This window comes from Paenibacillus athensensis, from assembly GCF_004514475.2.
Taxonomy (GTDB): Bacteria; Bacillota; Bacilli; order Paenibacillales; family NBRC-103111; genus Paenibacillus_AL; species Paenibacillus_AL athensensis.
In genome coordinates this window covers 63,767-87,401 of sequence record NZ_MYFO02000010.1, presented here as the reverse complement: position 1 = coordinate 87,401, position 23,635 = coordinate 63,767, and the positions used below count along the sequence as shown (strand labels likewise).

19 protein-coding genes are annotated in these 23,635 nt (G+C 60.1%); 8 read left to right on the top strand and 11 right to left on the bottom strand.

The window, feature by feature from the left end:
• Positions 1 to 22: 22 nt before the first annotated feature.
• On the bottom strand, positions 23 to 544 hold the full coding sequence (locus B5M42_RS17645; RefSeq protein WP_134752973.1) for a DinB family protein: 522 nt from the start codon (positions 542 to 544) through the stop codon (positions 23 to 25).
• A gap of 110 nt (positions 545 to 654) precedes the next feature.
• Here B5M42_RS17645 and B5M42_RS17640 point away from each other — a divergent pair, with 110 nt between their 5' ends.
• Complete coding sequence (locus tag B5M42_RS17640) at positions 655 to 1,893, top strand: glycerate kinase (protein ID WP_134752971.1); 1,239 nt, start codon at positions 655 to 657, stop codon at positions 1,891 to 1,893.
• A gap of 169 nt (positions 1,894 to 2,062) precedes the next feature.
• On the opposite strand, the gene B5M42_RS17635 is transcribed toward B5M42_RS17640, so the two are convergent.
• Positions 2,063 to 4,069, bottom strand: a complete 2,007-nt coding sequence (locus B5M42_RS17635) for an Ig-like domain-containing protein (protein WP_167689920.1) — start codon at positions 4,067 to 4,069, stop codon at positions 2,063 to 2,065.
• 163 nt (positions 4,070 to 4,232) lie between these two features.
• Between B5M42_RS17635 and B5M42_RS17630 the strand changes: the two genes are divergently transcribed.
• From B5M42_RS17630 to B5M42_RS17620, 3 genes are read left to right on the top strand one after another with little or no spacing between them, the layout of a single operon-like run.
• The gene (locus tag B5M42_RS17630) at positions 4,233 to 4,529 is read left to right on the top strand and encodes an antibiotic biosynthesis monooxygenase family protein (protein ID WP_134752967.1); all 297 of its coding nucleotides are present in this window, start codon (positions 4,233 to 4,235) and stop codon (positions 4,527 to 4,529) included.
• Positions 4,526 to 4,900, top strand: coding sequence for a hypothetical protein (locus B5M42_RS17625; RefSeq protein ID WP_230632984.1), 375 nt, complete (start codon positions 4,526 to 4,528; stop codon positions 4,898 to 4,900). The genes B5M42_RS17630 and B5M42_RS17625 overlap by 4 nt, the downstream gene beginning before the upstream one ends.
• Before the next feature lie 13 nt (positions 4,901 to 4,913).
• Complete coding sequence (locus B5M42_RS17620; RefSeq protein WP_134752965.1) at positions 4,914 to 5,108, top strand: hypothetical protein; 195 nt, start codon at positions 4,914 to 4,916, stop codon at positions 5,106 to 5,108.
• Between the two features lie 214 nt (positions 5,109 to 5,322).
• Here the strand turns inward: B5M42_RS17620 and B5M42_RS17615 are convergent, their stop codons facing one another.
• The 4 genes from B5M42_RS17615 to B5M42_RS17600 form a co-directional block, all read right to left on the bottom strand.
• The gene (locus B5M42_RS17615; protein WP_167689919.1) at positions 5,323 to 5,610 is read right to left on the bottom strand and encodes a ferredoxin family protein; all 288 of its coding nucleotides are present in this window, start codon (positions 5,608 to 5,610) and stop codon (positions 5,323 to 5,325) included.
• Positions 5,607 to 6,917 (bottom strand): FAD-dependent oxidoreductase, encoded by a 1,311-nt coding sequence (locus B5M42_RS17610; protein WP_134752961.1) that lies wholly within the window; start codon positions 6,915 to 6,917, stop codon positions 5,607 to 5,609. The genes B5M42_RS17615 and B5M42_RS17610 overlap by 4 nt, the downstream gene beginning before the upstream one ends.
• Entirely contained in the window at positions 6,910 to 8,118 is a 1,209-nt protein-coding gene (locus B5M42_RS17605) for an electron transfer flavoprotein subunit alpha/FixB family protein (protein ID WP_134752959.1), read from the bottom strand. Before B5M42_RS17605 ends, B5M42_RS17610 begins: the two co-directional genes overlap by 8 nt.
• Positions 8,119 to 8,270: 152 nt before the next feature.
• Positions 8,271 to 9,107: an electron transfer flavoprotein subunit beta/FixA family protein gene (locus B5M42_RS17600; protein WP_134752957.1), complete on the bottom strand. Its 837-nt coding sequence runs from the start codon at positions 9,105 to 9,107 to the stop codon at positions 8,271 to 8,273.
• Positions 9,108 to 9,471: 364 nt separating this feature from the next.
• Between B5M42_RS17600 and B5M42_RS17595 the strand changes: the two genes are divergently transcribed.
• The 4 genes from B5M42_RS17595 to B5M42_RS17580 all read left to right on the top strand — a co-directional run bounded on the left by B5M42_RS17595 (position 9,472) and on the right by B5M42_RS17580 (position 12,281).
• Positions 9,472 to 9,879: a VOC family protein gene (locus B5M42_RS17595; protein ID WP_134752955.1), complete on the top strand. Its 408-nt coding sequence runs from the start codon at positions 9,472 to 9,474 to the stop codon at positions 9,877 to 9,879.
• Between the two features lie 260 nt (positions 9,880 to 10,139).
• Positions 10,140 to 10,565: a BlaI/MecI/CopY family transcriptional regulator gene (locus tag B5M42_RS17590; protein ID WP_134752953.1), complete on the top strand. Its 426-nt coding sequence runs from the start codon at positions 10,140 to 10,142 to the stop codon at positions 10,563 to 10,565.
• A 32-nt stretch (positions 10,566 to 10,597) separates the two neighbouring features.
• Complete coding sequence (locus B5M42_RS17585) at positions 10,598 to 11,452, top strand: hypothetical protein (RefSeq protein WP_134752951.1); 855 nt, start codon at positions 10,598 to 10,600, stop codon at positions 11,450 to 11,452.
• A 79-nt stretch (positions 11,453 to 11,531) separates the two neighbouring features.
• On the top strand, positions 11,532 to 12,281 hold the full coding sequence (locus B5M42_RS17580) for a spermidine synthase (protein ID WP_134752949.1): 750 nt from the start codon (positions 11,532 to 11,534) through the stop codon (positions 12,279 to 12,281).
• Between the two features lie 6 nt (positions 12,282 to 12,287).
• Here the strand turns inward: B5M42_RS17580 and B5M42_RS17575 are convergent, their stop codons facing one another.
• From B5M42_RS17575 to B5M42_RS17555, 5 genes are all read right to left on the bottom strand, one after another.
• Positions 12,288 to 12,740, bottom strand: a complete 453-nt coding sequence (locus tag B5M42_RS17575) for a hypothetical protein (protein WP_134752947.1) — start codon at positions 12,738 to 12,740, stop codon at positions 12,288 to 12,290.
• A 108-nt stretch (positions 12,741 to 12,848) separates the two neighbouring features.
• Positions 12,849 to 14,135: a diaminobutyrate--2-oxoglutarate transaminase gene (ectB, locus tag B5M42_RS17570; protein WP_134752945.1), complete on the bottom strand. Its 1,287-nt coding sequence runs from the start codon at positions 14,133 to 14,135 to the stop codon at positions 12,849 to 12,851.
• A 47-nt stretch (positions 14,136 to 14,182) separates the two neighbouring features.
• Positions 14,183 to 20,020 (bottom strand): non-ribosomal peptide synthetase/MFS transporter, encoded by a 5,838-nt coding sequence (locus tag B5M42_RS17565; RefSeq protein ID WP_230632982.1) that lies wholly within the window; start codon positions 20,018 to 20,020, stop codon positions 14,183 to 14,185.
• Positions 20,017 to 21,396: a glycosyltransferase gene (locus B5M42_RS17560; RefSeq protein ID WP_134755120.1), complete on the bottom strand. Its 1,380-nt coding sequence runs from the start codon at positions 21,394 to 21,396 to the stop codon at positions 20,017 to 20,019. The genes B5M42_RS17565 and B5M42_RS17560 overlap by 4 nt, the downstream gene beginning before the upstream one ends.
• A 12-nt stretch (positions 21,397 to 21,408) precedes the next feature.
• Entirely contained in the window at positions 21,409 to 23,373 is a 1,965-nt protein-coding gene (locus B5M42_RS17555; RefSeq protein WP_134755122.1) for a non-ribosomal peptide synthetase, read from the bottom strand.
• Positions 23,374 to 23,635 lie beyond the last annotated feature (262 nt).

Here is a 23,635-nt window from a genome sequence, read left to right as displayed (position 1 = left end):
ACGGCTGAGCAGTCGCGGGGCGTTATTCCCCGGACAAATATTTGGTTTGCAGCACAAGCTGGTGATGCAGCGCATGGCCGGCAATGACATAAGCCAACGCGCGCGCGGACATATCGTGATCCTTAACCACGCCCTTGCGCAGCCACGCTTCGTCGCTCACCGTCGCAAACAGCGACAGGGTAGCCCGGCGTACCGCGCGAAAATCGGCCAGCAGCTCCGCAGCCGTCTGTGCAGCGAACGCGCCGTTTTGAACAAATACGTCCTGGTCGAAGCCAGGCAGCGCCGTCCGGTCGCCTCGTGCCGCGCGCAGCAGCCGATAACCCATAACCCGCTCAGTATCGCTCATATGGCCCAGCACTTCCTTGACGGTCCATTTGCCGGACGCATAGCCCTGATTCGCCTGCTCCTCGCTTAGTCCGGCCAGCATCGCGGACAGCTCGTCCATCTGGCGATTCATGATGTCCGTCAGTGCTCCCTCCGGCACCTTCCCTACATATTGGGCAAAATAATCCACATATTCGTCTTGCTCCGGTCGTTGCAGCATCGGTTTCCTCACCTTCCATGCAGTCATCTCCCGTCTATCATAACGCATTTCTGCCAGCTTGTAACTATCACAGCAGATGATGTTATTCCCAAGAAAGCAGGTGAATTCACATGAACATTATCATTGCACCCGATTCCTTTAAAGGCAGCCTGACCGCTCCCGAAGCGGCGCTGGCGATTGAACGCGGCGTTCGTCGCGCGCGGCCGGACGCAACATGCTGGCTCGTCCCCGTTGGCGACGGCGGCGAAGGCACAGCGGCTTGCCTCGCCGCAGCCACCGGCGGGCGGCTCGCGCGCGCCACTGTAAGCGGGCCGCTCGGCGAGCCTGTCGAAGCGGCCTACGCCGTGCTCGGCGGCGCTGCGGCGCGATCGCTGGCGGCGGGGGACCGCGCCGCCGGGAGCGGCGCGCGGGGCGGAGCCGACGCAGCGCGGCCGGACACAGACGACGACAGTGTCTGTGTCATCGAGATGGCCGAGGCCTCGGGGCTTGGCCTCGTGCCGCTGGCGCGGCGCAACCCGCTGCTGACCACGACCTTCGGTACGGGTCAGCTGATCCGCGCCGCGCTCGACCGCGGCTGCCGCCGCTTCGTCCTGGCGCTGGGGGGCAGCGCCACATGCGACGGCGGCGCCGGCATGCTGCAGGCGCTCGGCATGCGCCTGCTCGACAACGCCGGCCGGCCTATCGGCTACGGCGGCGCCGAGCTGGCCCGTATCGTCACGCTGGACGATACGGGCTGGGACACTCGCATCGCCGAATGCGAGTGGCTCATTGCCACCGATGTGAGCCATCCGCTCATCGGTGATCAAGGCGCGGCCCGCGTCTTCGGGCCGCAAAAAGGCGCCTCGCCGCAGGCGGTTGAGGCGCTGGAGGCGGCGCTGCGGCACTGGGCCGACCGCATCGCCGCCCATAACGGCGTCCGGCTGCACGAGCGGCCGGGCGCAGGGGCGGCCGGCGGCCTAGGCGGCGCCTTTCAGGCGTTTTTCCCGGCCCGGCAGCGGCGCGGCATCGATGTGGTCATCGAGCTGACCGGGCTGGAACGCCGCTTGGCGGACGCCACTCTGGTGATCACCGGCGAAGGCCGGATCGACGCCCAGACCGCCGCAGGCAAAGCCCCGCTGGGCGTGGCCCAAGCCGCCAAGCGCCACGGCGTGCCGGTGATCGCACTCGCCGGCTCGATCGGCAGCGGCATCGCCGGGCTGCACGAGACCGGCATCGCCAGCGTGCACAGCATCGTCCAGACGCCTATGAGCCTTGAAGCGGCAATGAGGGACGCCGCCCTGCTGCTGGAGCAAGCAGCCGAGCAGGCGCTGCGCGCTTTTCTCGCAGGCTGGAGCCAACGTCAGTCTTAACCTGTGCGACTGGCTGACTCGCCCGACGGGTCCGACGTTAGCCCAAGCACATTTTGTCAGCGTATCCCGTTACCAACCCTTCAACCGGCATCGCCTGACCGACAGAATGCACAAAAGGCTGAACGGAGAACACCATGTCCTCCATCCAGCCTTTTTCCTGTTTCCCCCGTTACATCGGCGGCATAAAGCTGCTCGTCATAATAAACGAAGGCATCCGAATCAGCCCCGGATCGCCCTGCTGTAACAGCGGATATTGCGCGCTATCGGCATCGTATTGCACAATGACGGTATCAAAAGCCGAAATGCTCGCGCCGTCCTCTACCCTGAACTCCAGCTTGTAATGGGAGTTCTCTTCAATCCATTGTACGGAAGCCAGCGGTACCTCGCTCAGGATGCCATCGCTGATTTTATACACATGGAACGCTTCCTTGCTCGCATTGCCGCTAAAAATCGGAGAATCATACTGCAGCGTAAATGAATCTGTCGGAGACGGATCCAGATACAGGTCGCGTGCGTACGATTCGAACAGCCCCTGTACAACGCGCGGCGTCCATTTGTTCAGCGGCTGGAACCGGCTGTACAGCATCGTCAGCGTATCCTCGGCCTCGGACAGCAGCCACGGCGGCATGATGTCTTCGTCCAGATCAACAAAACCGGCCTGAATAAACATATCCAGATCAAGCGCTTCCCACGGCTCCCAATTATCTTCCGTCGCCGCTTGCGCCGCTGCCGTAATTTGCGACCAGATCGCGGAATCATACACATGGGTCAGCTTCGCTCCTTGAATACCCGTATAGGTATCGGTGGCGCGAACGATCACAGAACCTGCCTGCAAGCCGGTCAAAAGACCCGAGCTATCGATTTGCGCATACGTGTCATCGCTCACCGACCACTCGAAGTTGGCATTGGCATTGTACGGACTGTAGCCGCCATAAAATTTCAACGTATCGCCAGTCATCACGTAATCCAGCGAATTGGTGCTTACAAACACCATATTCAGCGCTACGGCCGTAAAGCTGGAGGTGCTGGCCGTCCCCGGCAAGCCGTCGTTGGCGAACGCCTGCAAAGTATAAGCGCCAGGGGCTAGTCCGTGCGTACCGATCTGCAGCGACCAGTTCGTCGTCCCCACAGCCGTCAGATCAATCGGCGTAGCGTCTACCGATTCGCCCTCGGCATTCACGTAGTTGCCGGCGCTGTCGCGAATCCGCAGCGTAACCGATTGAACGCCGGATGCGGAATCCGGGTCCACAGCGGTGCCGGTGATCAGCGGGTGCGTGCCGGTCTCTCCGCCGTTACCCGGGTTGTTAATATACACTGTCGCATTGCCCAGCGCATTGTTGATGCTGACATTCGTCAGCGTAAGCTTGTTGCCGATACCCGTGGCGCTTGGTGCATAAATGATGACTGGCGTCTGGCTGGAAACCGTCAGCTGCCGGCTCGGGAACACAAGCGCGGTGCTGGCGTACACATAGTCTACTAAATGAATGTGCTGGATGTCAGCATTGTCCAGTGCGAGCTGCAGCCCCTCCCCGGAAAGCGCAAAAGCATGAATACCGCTGTCATCGGAATAGTAAACGCCCGAGGCGTTATATACGGTGTGCAGCCGTCCGCTAAACCCGTCGACGCCGTTAACGAGAATCGATTGGGCCGGCGACATCATTGCCTTTTTCAGCGCCAGACCGCTGCTGCCGACGTCAACCTGCAAGGTAACGCGTTGCAAAGAAAAACTAACGGACGCCATAAACGTATCGGCCTGCAAAACAACTTCATTGATTGCAGTCAAATCAACGGACCGACCAATCATCAAATCCCCGCTCACCTGTATGTTGTTCAGCAAGCGAATCGTCGTATAGCTGCTGTCGGCCAAGGCGGCGCGCAGCTCGGCTTCATTCGACACCTGCGCCGTGGCGCCTTCGGGAGCGACATATAACGGCTGAATCTGGTTCAGGTAATGCAGCACATCCTGCTGATTAAATACGCTGTCACCCGTCAGATCCGCAGGCTCTGCCTGATTCATGTACATCACGGCATCGTCAATGTGTATGCTTCCGTCAAGATTTCTGTCATAATTAAATACCATTGCCGCAGACTGCGACGACAATAGCAGCAGGGAGCCCGCTACAAGCGCAATCGTTTTGCTGGCCGGCAGCAAGCGGTTCGAGCCAATCTTTTTCATCCGGTGGCCTCTCTTCTTGTTATCGTTACTAGCATTATACCTGATTTTCATAAAAAAATAGAGACGGCGCCAGGCTCATTTGCATATTTTTTTCACGCTACTGGCTGCTGCAATTTGAGTCAACACCCGATCTGTATTACAATCAGGGCAAAACGCTTTACGGATCGGGAGGTCTTGTATCGTACCGGAGGAGAAAACCGCCGAGGTCATCCGCATCTACGAACAACGCTCGCGAAAGGTCGACAAAGCGCAGGGCTTTGGCCGGTTCCTGCTGCTGCAAAACGAGATCAGGCCCGGCGAGCTGAGCGTGCATATGGAGCGGGAAAGCAAGGAGCATTACCTGCGCTGGGTTACAAGCGAAGAATTTAAACAAATTCACGAGCTGGAGAAAAAACACCCCGATCAGGAGCCCGCTGCCATTATTCCGCAAATCGGCAAGTTCAAGGTGGTGGCAACATGATGGACGAAGCGCTGTTCAGCGCACTCAGCGAGCGCGTTACCGCCGACATCTATGCCGACTTTCCCGAGCTGCTGGAGCGGTACGGCGAACGCGGACGGCAAAAATGCATTGACGACAACATGCACCCCTTCCGCCATCTGGAAACCGCCGACGCGCTGCGCTGCGTCAAGGTGTTCACCGACTATGCCGTCTGGCCGGACGGCATTTTGCGCAAGCACGGCATGACCACCGCGCTGTTGATCGATAATTTCGAGCGCATTGCCCGGATGGCCGACAGCGCCTTCGAGCCGGACAAAGCCGCGCGCTATCGCAGCTATCTGGCTAGCGGCAGCGACATTCTGCGCAGCGGAGCCGACTCGCAGCTTCCCTGAAAGGAGATCACGCATGAGAACGGAAAGCCAAATCAAACGCAAGCGCAACGAGCTTGCCGCCCAGCGCGAGCTGCTGCTCACCCGGGCCTCGGAAGCCGGCGACGAAGCGAACGCCCGCCGCTTGCAGGAGCAAGCCGGACAGCTCGACGTTATGATCGAGCTGCTCGACTGGGTGCTGAATGCGCCGCTCGGCAGCTATCACGCCTGAATACCCGCTCGCCGGGAATGGGCAGCTTGAACGCAACCGCAAGCCAGTGAACCTGCACCTGCCGTTATTTTGGCAGCAGGCTGGTTTAGCGCGTTTTGGAGCGCGCCGTCATGCGGCGGCCTGTCGCAACGTAAAAAAGCCTGCCGCCGGCAGGCTTTTGGCCTATTTAACCGCTTGCGCTTTATGCAGCGCTACTGCTGTCCGGCTTCGCCATTTACCCGAATTTGTACGTGATCCCATGACCACCCTTCGGGTACACCCAATCGATATTGTGCGAGGGGCAGGCGATCCGGCAGGTGCCGCATTCAATGCAGTTTTCGTAGGCGACTGTCGTGATCTTCAGCTTTTTCTCCCATTCATACACATCGGACGGGCAAAAATAGTTGCAGTCCTTCGTCACGCAGCTCAGGCACGTCTGCCCGTCTTTAATGACCAGGTGGGACTGGCTGTCGCATTTGTAGCGAATCGTAAACAGCTTGTCGGACACATCGCTGCTGCTCATCCGTTCATCGCCCTCCATCCTTTATACCCCAGCTTCATCAAATTCAACGTGCCGCCCGCGGCATTGCGGATCAGGCCAACCGCCTTGCGCTGCTTGTCGGCTTTGGAAGTGCCGTCGACGAGAAACATATTGTACGCCGCTTCGTTCAGCGCCCGCGGCAGCTTGTCGAACAGCAGCTCCGGATCCTGCTCTTTCAGGAACTGGTGCATTCCCTTGTATTTCTTCAAATCCTTGTGAATGAACGATTCGCCGATTTTGCGGTTATACGCCTGCAGCGAAGCCGCAGAATAATCGCCGCGCATTTTGGCTTCGACTATCGCCTCGCCGGCCAGCCGGCCCGATGTCATCGCCAGATTCGTCCCTTCCCGATGCACAAAATTCACCAGCTGCGCCGCATCGCCGCAGACGACCCAGCCGGCCCCAGACAACGGCGGGATCGAATGAAAGCCGCCTTCGGGAATCAGATGGCCCGAATATTCCTTGGTCTCGCCGCCCTGAATCAGCTTGCGGATCATCGGATGCTGCTTGACGGCGTCAAGCACGGCATACGGCTTCACTTTTTTATCGCGCAAATGATCGACCATGACGCCGACGCCAAGCGAAATCGTTTCCTTATTCGTGTACAAAAAGCCCATTCCAGCCATACCCAAGGTCGTTTCGCCCATAAATTCAATGGTCACACCTTCATCGCCTTCGAGCCCGAAGCGGTCCTCGATTTTTTCGCGCGGCAGTTGAATCACCTCTTTGACCGCCAGGCTGACCTCGTCCGGCGCCCACTCCTTGTGAATGCCCATCGCCTTGCCCAGCAGCGAATTGACGCCATCGGCAATCACGACCACATCGGCATACAAATCGCCGTCCTCGCGGTCGGTACGCACACCGACGACCTTGTCGCCCTCGCGAATGACATCCAGCGCCACGGTTTCATAGACGGGCAGCGCTCCGGCAGCGACGGCTTTTTCGGCAAACCATTGATCGAACTTGACGCGCAGGCCGGTAAAACAATTGTACGGCTCCTTGTACGCCTCGTTGCGGTGGCCGAACGTGACCATCGATTCCTTGCCCATCATCCAGATCCGCTGCTCAACGATATAACGCTCCATCGGAAAATTGCGCTCTTTCCAAAATTCCGGCACAAGCTCCTCGATCTGCTTGCGGTACAGCACGCCGCCGAAAATATTTTTGGCTCCCGGAAACTCGCCGCGCTCCAGCAGCACAACCGACAAGCCGGCTCGCGCCATTGTCAGTGCCGCAGCGGCTCCCGCCGGTCCGGCTCCGACCACGATGGCATCGAATTTTTCATTCATCGCGTCTCCCCCTCTCTGCAGCCGATACCGGCCCGCTCGCCGCCGTCTCGACCTCCGCTGGTGCTTCTGCTTCCGTCACGGCTCCGGCAGCCTCTTCCGCTTCGGCTTGGGCTTGAGCCGCCGCCGTTTCCCGCACCCCCAGCGGCACGCCGAACACGCTGCGGCGCTGCCGCACCTCTTGCGTGATGGCCGGTACGATTTTGAACAAATCGCCGACAATCCCGTAATGGGCAAACTGGAAGATCGGTGCCTTCTCGTCCTTGTTGATCGCTACAACCGTGTCGGCGCCGCTCATGCCGACCGTGTGCTGGACCGCCCCGGAAATCCCGACGGCCACATACAGCTTGGGCCGCACCGTTGCGCCCGTCTGGCCGATCTGGTGCTCATGCTTGATCCATCCGGCGTCCACCGCTGCCCGCGACGCGCCAACGACGCCGCCCAGCGCATCAGCCAGCTCCTGCAGCAGTGCGAACGCTTCTTTGCCGCCCAGCCCGCGCCCACCAGCCACAATCACGTCGGCCTCCTCCAATTGCACGCCCCCGCTGTCGCGCAAAAAATCCACGACCTCGGCCGCGATCTCCTCCTCGCGCATCGTACTTTCAATCCGCACGATGTCCGCCCGGCGCGTCGTATCCTTGGGCAACGCCTGGAACACGCCGGCCCGCGCCGTCGCCATCTGCGGCCGATACTGCTTGCACAAGATGGTCGCCATCATCTTTTCCGAGAACGCCGGGCGGCTGGCCAGCAGCAGCCGCGACGGCGGCGGCTCGACGTCCAGCTCGGTCGTATCCGCCGTCAGCCCCGTCGGCAGATGGGTGGCGATTGCTCCCGCGAGATCGCGCCCCGTCGCCGTCGCGCCGAACAGCACGATCTCGGGCTTCGCTTCCGCGATCAGCTTGAGGCATACCCGGCTGTACGGCCGGGTGCGGTACGCGCGAAGCTCCGGCGCTTCGCATAGATAAACGCGGTCCGCTCCATAATGGACCGCTTCCTCGGCCAGATGGGCTACATCCTCGCCCATCACCAACGCCATCAACGGCGCGTCCAGCTTCGCCGCCAGCTTGCGCCCTTCGCCCAACAGCTGCCAGGAAACCGGCTTGGCCGCCCCGTCGCGCTGCTCGACGATGATCAGCACGCCGCGATATGCCGACCAGTCCGGCATCGAGTTATCTTTTTGCAATTCCTGCTGCCCGCTTTCCATGTATCGTCCCTCCCTTATTCACCCTGCCAGATCCACGTCGTTTTGAGCTCGGAGCCAACGGGGAGGCAGATTTGCAGCAGCAAGCGTCACCGCTTACCGGCGTTTGCGAATTCCCGGTGGCCCTGCCTGCCCGGCACCCGACAGTACTCCCGCTAGGTCGCCCAGCCGAGACGCTGCGGCAAGCCGTCGGCCCACAGTCCTTCAGCCAGCCGCTCCGCTACAGCCTCCGGCGTGTCTCCCGCCACCATCTGCGTCTTGACCGCCTTGATTTGAGGCACCCACGTCTTGGCTACAATCGTCGGCGAGCCTTTCAGCCCAATCTGCGCGCGGTCGAGATCGGGGAAATCCGCCGTTGTCCAGACGACCGGCTTGTACCGGGCTGCCCGCAGCATGCCCGGCATCGACGCCCGGCGCACCTTGTTCAGCTCCTTGAGCGCAGTGATCAGCACCGGCATGCTTGTCTCCACGACTTCGACGCCGTCCTCCAGCAGCCGCTGCACGCGCACCCTGCGACGCTCGGCATCCACACGCTCGACCTTGCTGACGTAGGTCAGCTGCTCTACATCGAGCCGGCAGGCCACACCCGGCCCGACCTGTCCGGTATCGCCATCCAGCGTTTGCTTGCCGCAGAACACGATATCGACTGGCCCCCAGATGTCGGCAATTTTGCGAATCGTCCGCGCCACCACGTAGGATGTTGCCAATGTATCTGCACCGGCAAAGCCGCGATCCGTCACCAGCACCGCTTCATCAGCGCCCAGCGAAATACATTCCTTTAGCCCCTTCTCTGCCGGAGGCGGTCCCATCGTCACCACCGTCACCCGCGCGCCATGCTGATCTTTAATCCGCAGCGCCTCTTCCAGTCCGTGAAGATCGTAAAAATTAACGATACTCGGAACGCCCTGCCGAATCAGCGTATTCGTCTTGGGATCGATGCGAATCTCCCGGCTGTCCGGCACCTGCTTGATGCAAACGACAATATGCAGCAACTTGCTCCTCCCCCTTGCTCTTCGCGCTCCAGATGCGCCGCAAATTGAACTTGTGAAATTTGTCACTTACTCTGCCGCCGTTAAACCGCTTTCAGGAAACACAAGCGTTCTTCCATCATTGTATGCTGCTTGCCGCATTCCATGACAGGTTGGTTGGCCCAATCATCTTCTGAAAATTCAGGATATTTCAATGCTATCGTATGTATTCTTCATTCTCTATGAAAACCCTTTCAAAGTTTGAGAAAAATTTCACATTTTTTTTGATCACCAACATAGCAATCCGCAAGAAACGGTTCTCCCCCCGGAATGGTATACTGAAGGCCGATCAATCTACACCCTTCCATCGACAAAGGAGCTGCAAACTATGGCGAAGCACACGGCATATATCTTATCCGACGACGCGCGCGCGCAAGCTGAATTTTACACACAGGCGCTAGGGGGCGAAATCGTCTCCGTGATGACTCACGGCGCTATGCCGGAAGCAGCCGAGGAATGGCGGGACAAGGTCATTCATCTGCATATGATCGGCGCAGGAGTGAATTTCTACATGTCCGACTCCGTATTTAGTCCGGTCCATTACGGCAGCTCGCTGCTGCAAAACCTCGAATTCTCCACGGACGCAGAAGCCCACGAAGCGTTTGACCGGCTGGCCGAGGGCGGTACGGTTCAATTTCCGCTGGAGCCAGCCTTCTGGGGAACGCTGCACGGACAATTGCAGGACAAATTCGGCGTGCTGTGGATGATTACGACCGAGGTCGCATCCGCTCGATAGGCACAAGCCGCTTTGCTGTTCTGCGATGGCTGTCATGCGGCACATGCCGCAACACGGCGTCCAGATGCTGCGCGAACCTTTCCTTGACCAAGCTGCCGGCCATCCGGCGGCTTTTTTACGCTTTCCGGCTGCTGCCGCTGCGGTGACGGCTGTTATTCGGGGACGGATCGTTCACTCCGCCCAGTCACGGGCTTTTGGCACCATTTGACTTGACGCTCTCACTTGCACTACAATTCGTAGTGTGGAGGTGCGAACCAGCCGTGAGAATCGATAAAATCAATTTGCAGGAAGCCGGTACCAACCGCTTTTTCGGCTCATTGGAAGCGCGTATTATGGATGCTCTGTGGTCCCGGCCTTCCTGCGAAGCAACCATCCGGGACGTGCAGGAGCAATTGGATGCGGACGGGCCGATTTCGTTTAATGCTGTCATGACCGTGATGAATCGTTTGGTCGAAAAAGGCCATTTGCAAAAAGCCGCCCGCGGACGCACCTCGATGTTCCGCACGACGCTAACCCAGGATCAGTTCGTTTCCGAACAAACGAAGCAAGCCGCCTACGGACTGGTCGAGCAGTTCGGCGGACTGGCGATTGCCCACTTTCTTGACGCCATCGAGCAGCTCCAGCCCGAGCTGCTGCAAGAGCTGGAAACCAAGCTGCTGAAGCTGAAAAACAAGATCGAATCCTGATTGGTTTGGCTCACTGAAAGGAGCTGCGATACATGAAACGCCGAATATTTTCCTTAGCGGCTGCAGCCGCATTCATCATTGCGCTCGGCGGCTGCGCCAAGGGCATGGACCATAGTACCATGCAGCATGCCAGCACAGGCGCAGCGCACCAAGCCTCCGGCCATAAGCATGAAGCCCTCGCTTCGCCCGAAGCCGCTGACGTGCGTGCCGTCTGGAACTGGACGCAGACGCCGCTGAAGCCCAAGCAACCCGCCGAGCTGTCCATCCGTATCGAAAACGCGAATACGGAACAGCCGGTCAATGATTTTGACATCATGCACGAGAAACAGATGCATTTGATCGTCGTCAGCCGCGATCTTTCCTATTTTGCCCATCTGCATCCGGCCTACCTCAACAACGGGCTGTTCACGGTACAGACCGAATGGCAGACCGCCGGTGAATACAAGCTGTTTGCCGATTTTACCCCAAGCGGAGCTGAACCAACCGTCCAATCGACCACGGTGCAGGTAGCAGGCGACGCTCCGCCTCCCATCGTTTTGCAGCCGAACACCGACAAACCGCAAACCGTCGACGGCAAGCTCGTTACGCTGAACCTGCCAACACCAGCAGCCGGTCAGGAAGCGAAGCTGACGTTTACAATCAAGGATGCAGCGACCGGACAACCGATTACCGGCTTGCAGCCGTATCTGGGGGCAGTTGGTCATGTGGTCGTCATCAGCGCCGATGCGAAGCATTACCTGCACGTTCATCCGTTGGACGAAGGCGCGACCGGACCGGACGCTGTGTTTATGACAACCTTCCCGGCAAGCGGCACGTACAAAATTTGGGGCCAATTCCAATATGATAACCGCGTATTCACCGTACCGTTCGTCGTCAACGTCCCTTGACCGGCCCGAACCCGTCTGGCCGTTCTGCCCGCTTGCTATCAACAAGGCTCATCGCCTTGCGTATAAGGAGCTGCGCTGTATGGAGCAACACATTCGGCATTACAATGAAGCTTCGCAAATCACCGTATGCGAAGCTTCCGAACTATACGGGGAAGCCGGCCGTTTCCGGCTGCTGCAATTTGCTGACGGCGCCGTGCAGGGAGCCATCGATTTGCGCGATCCCGCGAGAATCGTTTTCGAATATCCGCGCGCGCTGATTCATCTGATGGCGTTTAATCGGCCGGACTTTGTCTCCGCCTTCCTGATCGGTCACGGGATCGGCACCCTGCCCGCTTATTGGGCCGAGCGCCGGATCAAGGTTGCTGAGCTAAGCGCCGAAGTCGATGAGCTGAGCCGTCGGTTTTTCGGCTACACAGGCAAGCAGGTCCTGATTGGCGACGGACGACGGCTACTGGAGGCCGAGCCGGACCGCAGCTTTGATTACATCGTATTGGACGCTTTTACCGCAAAAGGCACGCCTCTTCACCTGCTCTCGGAGCCGTTTTTCCGCATGACGCGCAACAAGCTGCTTCCTGACGGCGCTATTCTGCTTAATCTGGCCGGCAGCGGCGAGAACGACCGGCTGCTCGGTGCCGTGGCCTCGACGCTGCGCGAATCCTACGCCTCCGTCCAGGCTTTTGCTTTGCCTGCCTCCGCCGGACGCGTGCGCAACATCCTGCTTGCCGCCAGCGCCAGGCCGCTGCGTTATCAGGCCCGCCAGTTGGCCGGTTTTGCCGAAATTACTGCCGGTCAAGGCCATTTGATTCAGGACGGGGGCCTGTCTTGGTAATCTCCCCTACGCCGTCCCGCCCCTGCCAAAAATCAGCGCCACAATCACCATCAAGGCCCCTGCAGCAATAACCGTCCATCCTACAGGAAAAGACGCCAACTCGAGCATAACCGGCTGCACGACAGAAAAAAGCGCAATGCCGATCAGCGTAATCAGCTGCACGACCAGCATATGTCTTTGACGAAGCCGGGGCTTGACCGCCTCGTCGCTCGCCTGTTCATAAACGGGATTGGTACTGCGCCGGATGGCTCTCGTCACCCCGGCCATTACCGCTGCAAAAACAAGCTGTATCGCATTGGGCGCAAACACTAGCGGAATCGACTTCTCCGCAAAACGATCCGCCTTCGCTCCTGATTCATGCACGGCAAAAGATTCGGGAATCCGGTCATACATCAAAGCAATCGCCATCACGTTGATGGCAATCAGCACAAAAGGAATGACATAAAGCATTCTGTTCATCGGTTTCTCCCCCCTGACACTTCGTCCCAGTATATCATAAAAAAACACCCCCAAGCCCCGCGCATTCCTTAGACATGACGCGAGCACCTGAAGGTGTACCCAACAAACCTACCCGATCCGCACCGTTGCCCCGCCGACGCCGTTCACTTCACAGCACGCCCGCAGCGCATCGCGGACTACTTCACAGCCGACCCGCAGCGTCTCCATATCTATCGTCAGCGGTGGCATCAGCTTGAGCACCGTATCGTTTCTACCAGCCCGTTCGAGAATCAGCCGCTTCTCAAAGCATAGCTCCACCACCATCTTGGCCAACGCCGGACCGCCGACCCGGGCGACGTCGATGCCCCACAGCAGCCCGATGCCGCGAATGTCCGCGCCGTCGCCAAGGAAGCTCAGTTCATGCTGCAAAAAGCTTTGCAACCAAGCGCCCTTGCGCACGATCTCATTGGCAAAATCGCTTCCCTCCCACAGCTCCAGCGCAGCCGTAGCGGCCACAAAGGCCAGCTGATTCCCGCGGAACGTACCGTTGTGCTCGCCCGGCTTCCAGATGTCCAGCTCAGGGCGCAGCAGCAGCAGCGACATCGGCAGGCCGCAGCCGCCAATCGATTTGGACAGCACAACCATGTCCGGCTCAATGCCTGCCCGCTCGAACGAGAAGAACGTGCCAGTCCGGCCGCAGCCCACCTGCACATCATCGCAGATCAGCAGCAAATCGTGCTGCTCGCACAGCCGCTTGAGGCTTTGCAGCCAATCTGCCGAAGCGACGTTGACGCCGCCCTCGGCTTGCACGGTTTCAACGATCACCGCTGCCGGCTTGTCCACCCCGGCGTGCGTATCGCTGAGCAAATGCTCCATATACGCAATCGAATCAATCGCGAAGCCGCCGGATTCGTAAGGAATGAACGTCACTCCGTCCAGCGGCCGGCCCGCGCCAGCACGGCTGTCCAGATTGCTGGTCGCGGCCAGACTGCCGAGCGACATGCCGTGATAACCGCCCATGAAGCTGAACATATTCGTTCGCCCCTTCACCTTGCGCGCCAGCTTGATCGCCGCTTCCACCGCATTTGTACCCGTCGGCCCGCAAAACTGCATTTTGTACACAAGCCCGCGCGGCCGCAAAATCCGTTCCGTGAACGCCAGCAAAAACTCCCGCTTCGCAGTCGTATACATATCCAGCCCGTGCATGATGCGATCCGACTGGATGAAATCGACAAGCCTGCTTTGGATAAAATCAGGATTATGCCCGTAATTCAATGCGCCGGCTCCGGCAAAAAAATCCACATACGCGCTCCCATCCTCGCTGAACAGATGCGCTCCCTTCGCCCGTTCGAATACCCGGGGAAACGTTCTGCAATACGACCGCACATTCGATTCCAGCTGCTCAAAAGGCAACATTTCCGATTCCTCCCTTTCTGTCAAAAAGCGATGCTCTCGCGCCCATCTTACGCGGTAATTCTGCGGTCCGCCAGCTCCTGCAGCTTGTCCTTATCCTTGAGCAGCGTCGGATCGGGCACGGCGTCCGGCAGCAGCACGTCCATATCGCGAAGCGGCTTGTACTTCATCCCCCAGACAGTGACCAGCATCAACGCCAGACCAAGCAGCATGATCAGCAGCCCCGTGCCCCGGCCTTCCCCGACGCCGATTGCCCGTCCGAGCATCGCCGACACACCTTGACCTTCAGCCATCATCGGCTCAAACACGCGCTCGACCAGCGGCCCCGCCAGCAAAAAGCTCAGCGGCCGCATCGACCAGGCCATCATCTGATTCGTGGCAAAAACCCGTCCCTGCAGCTCCAGCCCCACCTTGGTCTGGATCAACGCCTGCCAATGCGTATCGACAAAGGCGAGCGACAGCCCGAATAAGAACAGCGAGCCGGCAATCAGCGCCACCGACGGCTGCAAGCCGCACAGCGTAATCGCCAGACCCGACAGGAACACCAGACCGACCATGCCGTCGGTTCTGCGCCGCAAGCCGCCGGTCACGCTCATCATCAGCGAGCCGACCAGAATGCCGAAGCCGGTGAAGGAAGTGGCCACACCCAGCACCTCCGGCGTCGTAAATGCCAACAGCAGCGGGGTTTGCAGCACCTCGAACGTACTCTCCAAATAGTTGACAACGATAAAAAACACGACCATCGCGACAAGGCTTTTTCGCTTCATGATGTATTTCCAGCCGCCGACGATTTCTTTCAGAATCGGCTCCTCCAGCCTGCGGTACAGCGCCCGCGGGAACGGAATGGTCAGCAAGATCAGCGTAGCGGCTGCGAACGTGATCGTATCGATAATCAGCACGCCGGTCAGCCCAAGCGCGACGTAGAACACGCCGCCGAGCAGCGGAGCGATGACGCCGCCGAAGCCGTTCGACAGCTGGGAGATCGAATTGGCCTGCATCAAATATTTTTTCGGCGCAATCTGCGTAATGGCCGCCATATAGGCCGGTCGCCGGAACGCATTGCACACCGAGCCGATCGTCACAAAGGCGTAAATTTGCCAGAGCAGCAAATCTCCACGGGCCAGCAGCGCCAGCACGATCAGATTAGCGACAATCGGCACGATATCGGTCACCGCCATAATTGCCCGGCGGCTGATCCGGTCGGCCAGCGCTCCTGCCAGCGGCAGCAGCACAATGCTCGGCAGCATCGCAAACAGCGAAATCAGCGCAAAGGCCGAAACGGAGCCGGTATTTTCATACACCCAGACGCCGAGCGCGAAAGCCGACAGCGTGCTACCGACAACCGAAATGATTTGGCCGGCCGTAATCGCCAAAAACGTGCGCATGCTCGGCTTCATCCGCTGCTCGCGCTGCGGAGCCGCTACCTTGCCAACTGCCGTTTCCCTGACGGCTTGCCGAATAGCCTGGCCAGATGCGCTCTGTCCGCTCTGTGTGTGCTGTCCGTTCTGTCCGTTCTGTCCGTTCTGTCCGTTCTGTCCGTTCTGTCCGTTCTGTCCGTTCTGTCCGTTCTGTCCGTTCTGTCCGTTCTGTCCGTTCTGTCCGTTCTGTCCGTTCTGTGCGCTTTGTGCGCTCTGTCCGTTCTGTGCGCTTTGTGCGCTCTGTGCAGCTTGCTCGTCCTGCGCGGCTTCCGTCACTTGCGCAGCTGCCGTTCCCGGCATGCCCTGCTCGCCTTGTGCGATGGCTGCGCCGGTCGCGCCATAAGCATGCTGCGCCGCCTGAGCCGTATACACGGCCTGCAAAGCTGCCGCCTCCGCTTGCTCATCCGCTTGCCAGCTCTCCACCTGCTGGCGGATAATGTCCGTCAGCTCCGCAACCTGATGCTTTTGAAAATAGTGACCCGCGCCTGGAATCGCCGCCAGCTCGACGCGGTCGCTGAACTGCTCCCACTCCAGATACCGCTCCTGATAAAACTCGGTCATCCGGTCGCGCTCGCCTACGACGCAAGCGATTGGAACGCTCAGCTTCGGCGTCTGCTCGGCGTTGCACACCTCGGTAAAATAGTCCTCGGCCTGACGAGAGTCGTGCCGCATCGCCCGCAGCATGAATTTGACCTCCTGCGGATCGACGTCCTCGGCAACGCCGCCAAACGCCTGCAGCGTTTCGCGGTAGGCCCGGTCGGACACCCAGCGGTCGGCGGGGAACCATTTGGCCCACAGCTCGAAGAACTTGCCCGGCAGCCGGGGCGACGGAAAAATCCCGCCCATGAACACGCCCTTGAGCGGCAGTCCTTCCTCCTCCAGCAAATACGCGATGCGCAGCGCCAGCGAGCCGCCGAGACATTGGCCGTACACGGCAATCGGCCCCTTGATTTTACGCTTGATTTCCTCGACGCAGCGCCGGGCCACCGTCTCCACGGATTCCAGCGGCAGCTCGGGACGGCTGATGTCGTGCCCCGGAATTTCCAGCGCATACAGGGCGTAGCCGGCAGGCAGCGCCCTGGCCAGCGGCTGGTACGTGATCGCGCTGCCGCCCCCGTAAGGGACGCAAACCAACGTAATCACGGGGTCCGTCCCCGATGCCGGGAGCGTGAACCGATGCAGCACATCGTCGCTGTCGCCGCGTCCGCCGGACAACAAAGCGGCCAGCTCGCCGATAGTCGGATGCTGGAACAAATCCATCACGCCGACGGCGTTGCCAAGCGCGCGAATAACCTTGATCGCCTTGAACGAATCGCCGCCCAGATCGAAGAAATTGTCGTGGATGCCGATTTCCTCCTGCGCCCGGCCAAGCAGCTCGGCCCAAATGCGCGCCAGCTCCGTCTCCTGCTCGTCGCGCGGCGCGGCATATTCGCCGCTGCTCTCCCGCTTGGACAGGTCCGGCTCGGGCAGCAGCGCCCGGTCGACCTTGCCGTTGGCGTTAAGCGGAATCGCCTCCAGCGCCACAAATGCCGCCGGAATCATATAATCCGGCAGCTGCTCCTTGAGGGCCGCCCGCAGCGCCGCCGCCGACGGCTCACCGCCCGGCTGCGGCACGACATAGGCAATCAGGCGCTTGTCTCCCGCCGGGTCGCTCCAGGCGACCACAACCGCGTCGCGCAGCGCTTCATGCTGCTGCAGCACCGCCTCGATTTCGCCCAGCTCGACGCGATAGCCGCGGATTTTGACCTGATGGTCGATGCGGCCGAGAAACTCCAGCACGCCGTCCGGGCGATATTTGACCAGATCGCCCGTGCGGTACAAGCGGCCTCCGGCCGGATCGAACGGATGCGCGACAAAGCGCTCGGCCGTCAAATCCGGCCGCCCGGCATACCCGCGCGTGACGCTCGGCCCGCCCACGTACAGCTCGCCCGGCACGCCGATCGGCGTCGGCTGGCGCAGCGCATCGAGCACATAGGCGCGATAGCCGCCCATCGGCCGGCCCAGCGGCAGCATGCCGTGAGCAGCGCGCGCCGGAAGCGCGCCGACCGGATAATCGGTCGCCGTCACCGTCGTCTCGGTCGGCCCGTAGCCGATGCGGATTTGCAGCTCCGGCCGTAGCCGCCGGACCTTGGCTACCGTATCCCAGTAGCATGGCTCGCCGGAGAACACAATCATCCGCTGCGGCAGAACGTCCGCCGGATTGGCCGCTGCCTGCAACGCTTCAAAATGGCTCGGCACCAGCTTGAGCACATCGATGCGATGCTCGCGAAAGTAGGCGGCAAACGCATCGGGATCCGTCGCCCGCTCATAGGAGACGATGTGCAGCCGCCCGCCCGTACACAGCGGATACCAGACCATCGTCAGACCCAGATCGGCGGCCCAGGTCGTCACGACCGCAAAGCTGCTGCCGTCGGGAATCCGGTACGTGTCCATCGCCGCGTCGAGAAACGAAGTCAGATGGCCATGCTCTACCGCCACGCCCTTGGGCTTGCCCGTCGAACCCGACGTAAACAGCACATACATCAAATCTCCGGCAGCCACGTCCGCATCGGGATTGGCGTTGCTCGCCCCGGCAAACGGCGACGGCTGCCCGTCCATGCTGATCACTTGAATCGCGCCCAGATCCGGCAGCTTGCCCTTGAGCTTCTCCTGCGTCAGCATCAGCTGCGCGTCGGCGGACTCCAGCATATGGCGAATCCGGCTGTGCGGATACAACGGATCAATCGGAATATACGCCCCGCCCGCCTTCAGCACGCCGAGAATCGCCGTCAGCAGCTCCACGGAGCGGTCGACGAATACCGCCACCTTGCGCTCGCGCCCGATACCCAGCGACAGCAAATGATGGGCAAGCCGGTTAGCTTGCTCATTCAACTCGCGGTACGTGCAGCTTTGCCCTTCAAACGTAACCGCGATGGCGTCCGGCGTCAGCGCCGCCTGCCGCTCGAAGCGCTCGTGCGCGCAGATCCGTCCGGCCGGCGCCTCAAACGGCGGCGCCCACTCCGCCAGCAGCTTCCGCTCCTCCTCGGGCAGCAGCAGCGGCACCCGCGCAATCGGCAGGTCGGCACAGCCGGGAAGCCGTTCCAGCAGCAGCTCGAAACGGTCTAAAAAACGTTTTACGCTCGCCGCATCAAAAAGATCGGTGTTGTACAGCGCCTTAACGCGCAACCCGCTTGGCCCTTCCGTCATATAAATCGCCAAATCGTAGCTGCCGGTCCTCCCCTCGATCTCATACACCCCAACCGTCAAATCGCCCAGAGCCGGCACAGGCTCCTCGCCGCTTTCATAGCTGAACATCAATTGAAAAATCGGCGTATTGCTCAAATCGCGCTTAACCTTCAGCTCCTCAACCAACGTCTCGAATTGAATGTCCGGATGATCGTAAGCCGCAAGGGTCGTCTCCTTCACCTGCTCCAGCAGTCCGGCAAAATCCATCTCGCCGCTTAGCTTGGTGCGGAATACGAGCGTATTGGCAAAAAAACCGATCAGCCCTTCCAGCTCCTTGCGCCGTCTGCCGGCAATCGGCGAGCCGATCAGAATGTCATCAAGCCCGGTATAACGGTGCAGCTGCAGCTTCAGCGCCGCCAACACCGCCATAAACGGCGTGCCGCCCAGCTTGCGGCTCAGCTCCTTCAACGGCTCCAGCTTGGCGGCCGGAATATCGCTATATACGCTATCCGCATGCTGCGTCTTGATCGGCTGACGCACCCGGTCGGTTGGAAGCTCCAGCACGGGCAGTTCGCCCGCCAGCTTGTCCTTCCAATAGGCCAGTTGGCGCTTGGGCGCTTCACCTTGCATCCACTCCCGCTGCCAGACGGCATAATCCGCGAATTGCACCGGCAGCGCAGGCAACTGTAGCGGCTCGCCCAGCGCAAAATGCCCGTACAGCGCCTGCAGCTCGCTTACCATGACGCCGACCGACCAGCCGTCATTGACCATGTGGTGCGTCGTCAGCACAAAAACGAATGCGTCCGCGGCGGTCTGCAGCAGCGCAGGCTTCACCAGCGGCCCGTTCGCCAAATCGAAGGGGGCTTCGGCTCTATCGAGAATAGCCCGATGGAGCTCCTCCGCACTTTGTCCCCGGCAATCGACCCGCTCCAGTCGAATTTCCAGCGCCGGGACCGTAACCTGCACGGGCTCGCCGTCCACTTCAGCGAACGTGGTCCGCCAAATTTCGTGCCGCTCGGCAATGGCTTGCACGGCCCGCTCCAAAGCAGCGGCGTCAAGCTTGCCCTTGATCCGGTAGGCGTTGCAAAAATTATAACGCGCGCTGCCCTTCTCCAACTGCTCGATAAACCATAGCCTGCGCTGTGTGAACGACAGCGGGAACGAAGTGCCGCCCTCCTCCCGCACAAGCGGGCGCAGCATCGGCTCAGCCGACTCCTGCTTCTTTTGCTTAGCCTTCAGGGCCAGCAGGGCGCGCTGCTCGGGGGTGAGTCCCTCCAGCCGCTTGGACATCAGGTTGCTGGTCATGATTTTCCTCCTTGCAGCGCTTTTTGCTTGAGCTTCATTAATAAGGCAGCCTTCTTGTCCTGCGGCAATCCCTTGAGCAGCTGCTGCACATCGGCCCCAGCTCCGCTCCTGGCAGCGGCAGACTGCGCCCCGGCCAGCGCTTCCTCCGGCGATAACGTGAACGCCTCCGGTTGGATCGCATAAGCCGGATTGCCGATCGCTCCGGCAATCACCCGTGCCGCTTCATCCATTGCATCCGTCGCCTGCATCGTCTGCGCCAGCTGCGCGCAGCGCGCCCGCACCTCCGGCCCGGTCAGCTTGCGCAGCGCCTCGGCGATCAGCGAAGGCTCCCACAGCTTGCGCGGCAAATAGTCGCCTGCTCCCGTCGCCTTTAGCCGCATGCCGTTGTCCGGCCGGTCCGTATCGGCTGCCAGCGCCAGCTGCGGTGCGCCTTGGGCGAGCGCGTTGCTCAGCGTGCCGATGCCGCCGTGATGAATGACCGCGCCGACCTTGTCGTACAAGCTGGCCAGCGGCACGAACGGCTGCCACAGCACGCCGTCGGGCAGCGTATCCGGCAGCAGCTCGGTATGCTCGGTCACGACAATCGCCCGGCGCTGCAGCAGCTCGCATGCCGCCAGGCTCACCTTGTAAAACTCGGGCTGGAGCAGCTTGCTCGTCCCCCCGGTAATCAGCACCGGCGGCTCGCCTTGCGCAAGAAAAGCCAGCACCTCGTCCGGCAGCGGCTGCAGCTCGGCAGCATGAGGCAGCGGAAAGCCGACGGGATCAGCCGTCAGCGGCCACTGCGGCTCCTGCTCCGCAAACCAGTCCGGCCAGAAGCCGATGCAGCGCTTCACGCTCGACATCCAATCCAGCCAGCTGCGAATCGGCCGCATGCCCAGCTCGCGACGCACCGCATTGACCTCCTGCGCCATCATCTCGCCGAACAGCTCCTCCTGCGCAGGCAGATGCGCGATGTAGCTTGGCGCAAGAAACGCCGGCACAATCGGCACGCCCAGCCGCTCCGCAGCCAGATAGGTCGAGATGCTGGAGCGGTGGCGCGCAACCAGCACCGTCTCGCCGGGCGTACAATGCCGGGAAATCGCTTCGATTTCCAGCATCACCTTGTCCGTCCCTTGGTACTTGCGCGTATACGCCAAAAAATCATCCGGCTTCAGCAGCGGATCGGCCTCCATGCTCATATCCTTGAGCAGCTGCAAATATTCGTCCGGCCTGTCCCACGCCACGAACGGCAGCCCGGCTTCAGCCGCCAGCGGTTCAAAGACGCCGTGCGAGAAAAACACCACCTCATGCCCACGCTCCCGCAGCGCCACGCTCAGTCTGAAAAAAGGCAGCACATCGCCCCTTGTCCAGTGCGTTGTCACCAAAACCTTTGCCAAAGCTTCTCCCCCTTATTCCCCTTTTAGCATCGCGTCGATCTCTTCCGCCGACAGTCCGTCCAGATCGTCCAGCAGCGACTCCAGCTCCTCGCCCTCCAATTGGCCGAGCAGCAGCTCCTCCAGCACCTCCGACAGCCCCTTGATCGTACGACCGCGCGTCAGCATGTCCCGCAGCGCAACCCGGACGCCGAACTGCTCATGCAGCGTGTTGACCAGTTGCGTCGCCAGCAGCGAATGGCCGCCCAGATCAAGGAAATCATCGTTGACGCCAATCGGTCCGTATTGAAACAGCTGCTCCCACACCTCGGCGATTTCGCTTTCGATTGCATTGCTCGGCGCAGCGTAGTCTGCAACTGCACTACGCGTCAGCACTGGGGCCGGCAGCTGCTTGCGGTCGATTTTGCCGTTGGCGTTCAGCGGCATCTCCGCCAGATGCACCAGCATCGCTGGCACCATATAGTAGGGCAGCTCGGCCTGCAGCGCTTCCTTCAAGCTGTCCGCCGCCAGCGCCTCTCCGGCTGCCGATGTATAATACGCGACAAGCTGCGCGTCGCCGGACGCCTCCTCGCGCACAACCGCCACCGCTTGACGGACTCCCGGCTTGCGCTCCAGCGCCGTCTCGATTTCGCCGAGCTCAATGCGGAAGCCCCGCACCTTGACCTGATAATCCTTGCGGCCAAAAAATTCAATATTGCCGTCGGGCAGCCAGCAGCCGATATCGCCCGTCTTATACAATCTTCCTCCTTTCTCAGCAAAATGATCCTCCACGAACACCTCGGCCGTTTTGCGGGGATTGTTCAAATAGCCGCGCCCGACGCCAATGCCGGCCACGCAAATTTCCCCTTTGACTCCGACTGGGCAAAGCTGCATGTGTTCATCTACAATATAAATCCGCAAATTGGCAATCGGCTTGCCGATCGGAATACGGTCCATCGCGTCCGACCACGCATCGACCACATACAACGTAATGTCGTCCGCTGCTTCGGCCGGTCCGTACGCGTTGACCATCTTCGTGTGCGGGTAGACGCCAAGCCATCTTTTGGCCAAATCGGGCTTGAACGGCTCGCCGGTCACCAGCAGAAACTCCAGGTCCGGCAGCACTGCCGGCTGCGTTTGCAAATAATCGAGCACGGCGTAAAGCAGCGACGGCACCACCTCAACCACCGCAAGCCGCTCCTCGACCGCCCGCTTCACAAACAGTGCCGGATCGGACGCCTCATCCTGATCATAAACCGCCGTAACGGCGCCAAGCGTCAAGCTGGTGAACATTTGCCACACCGAAATATCAAAGCAAGGCGAAGCATTATTCAGCACCACACTGTCTTCATGCAGCCGGAATTGCTCGGCAAGCGCATAAATATGATTCAGCATCCCCGCATGCTCGACCATCGCCCCCTTAGGCGTCCCCGTGGACCCTGACGTGAAAATCACATAGGCCAAATCGCTCGCTTCCACCTGAACCCGTGGATTCTCATCCGGCATCCCGGCAATCGCTGCGGCACACGCATCCAGCTTGAACACCGTCCCCGCACCCAGGCTTGCTTCCAACTCGTCGCCGATATCGGCGGATAACGACAGCAGCCAACGGCTTTGCGATTCGGTGTGTATCGTTTTTACCCGTTCGTCCGGATAGTTCACATCAAGCGGGATATACGCTCCCCCGGCCTTCCAAATCGCCAAAATCGTTTCAATCAGCAGCTCCGACCGCTCCAGCATCACCATCACAATCGAATCACGGCCAACCCCTTTCTTCATTAAAAAGTGCGCCAGCCGATTGGCCCGCCGATTCAGCTCCCCATACGTCAACTCCTTGCCACCAAACCGGATGGCCGTGCGCGTCGGCCTCTTGCCGGCCTGTTCCTCGAACAGCTCATGCACCGTCGTCGAAAGCGACCACGCCTTTTCCGTGTGATTAAACACACTGAGAATTTGTTGCACCTCTTCGTTGACTGCTGTCCCGCCCTGATTCCTCAACATCAGACACCTTCTCCCTTATTCAATCTCAAGTACAAGCTTTTCCCACCACTCAGGAAAACGTTTTCAAAAATAGGAAAAATTACTTTTTTCACCCTTATTCTACAAGAAATTTGCAGCAGATGAACAGTAACCGGCGAACTATCCCGTACAAGTAGTTCCCATTTCCCACTACTTATACGTCGACCCCTGCGATGCGTTTCAGAAAACGACACTTTTTCCTAACAAAAATAACAACAGCAAAAAGACGGGTCCCTTTCGGGAA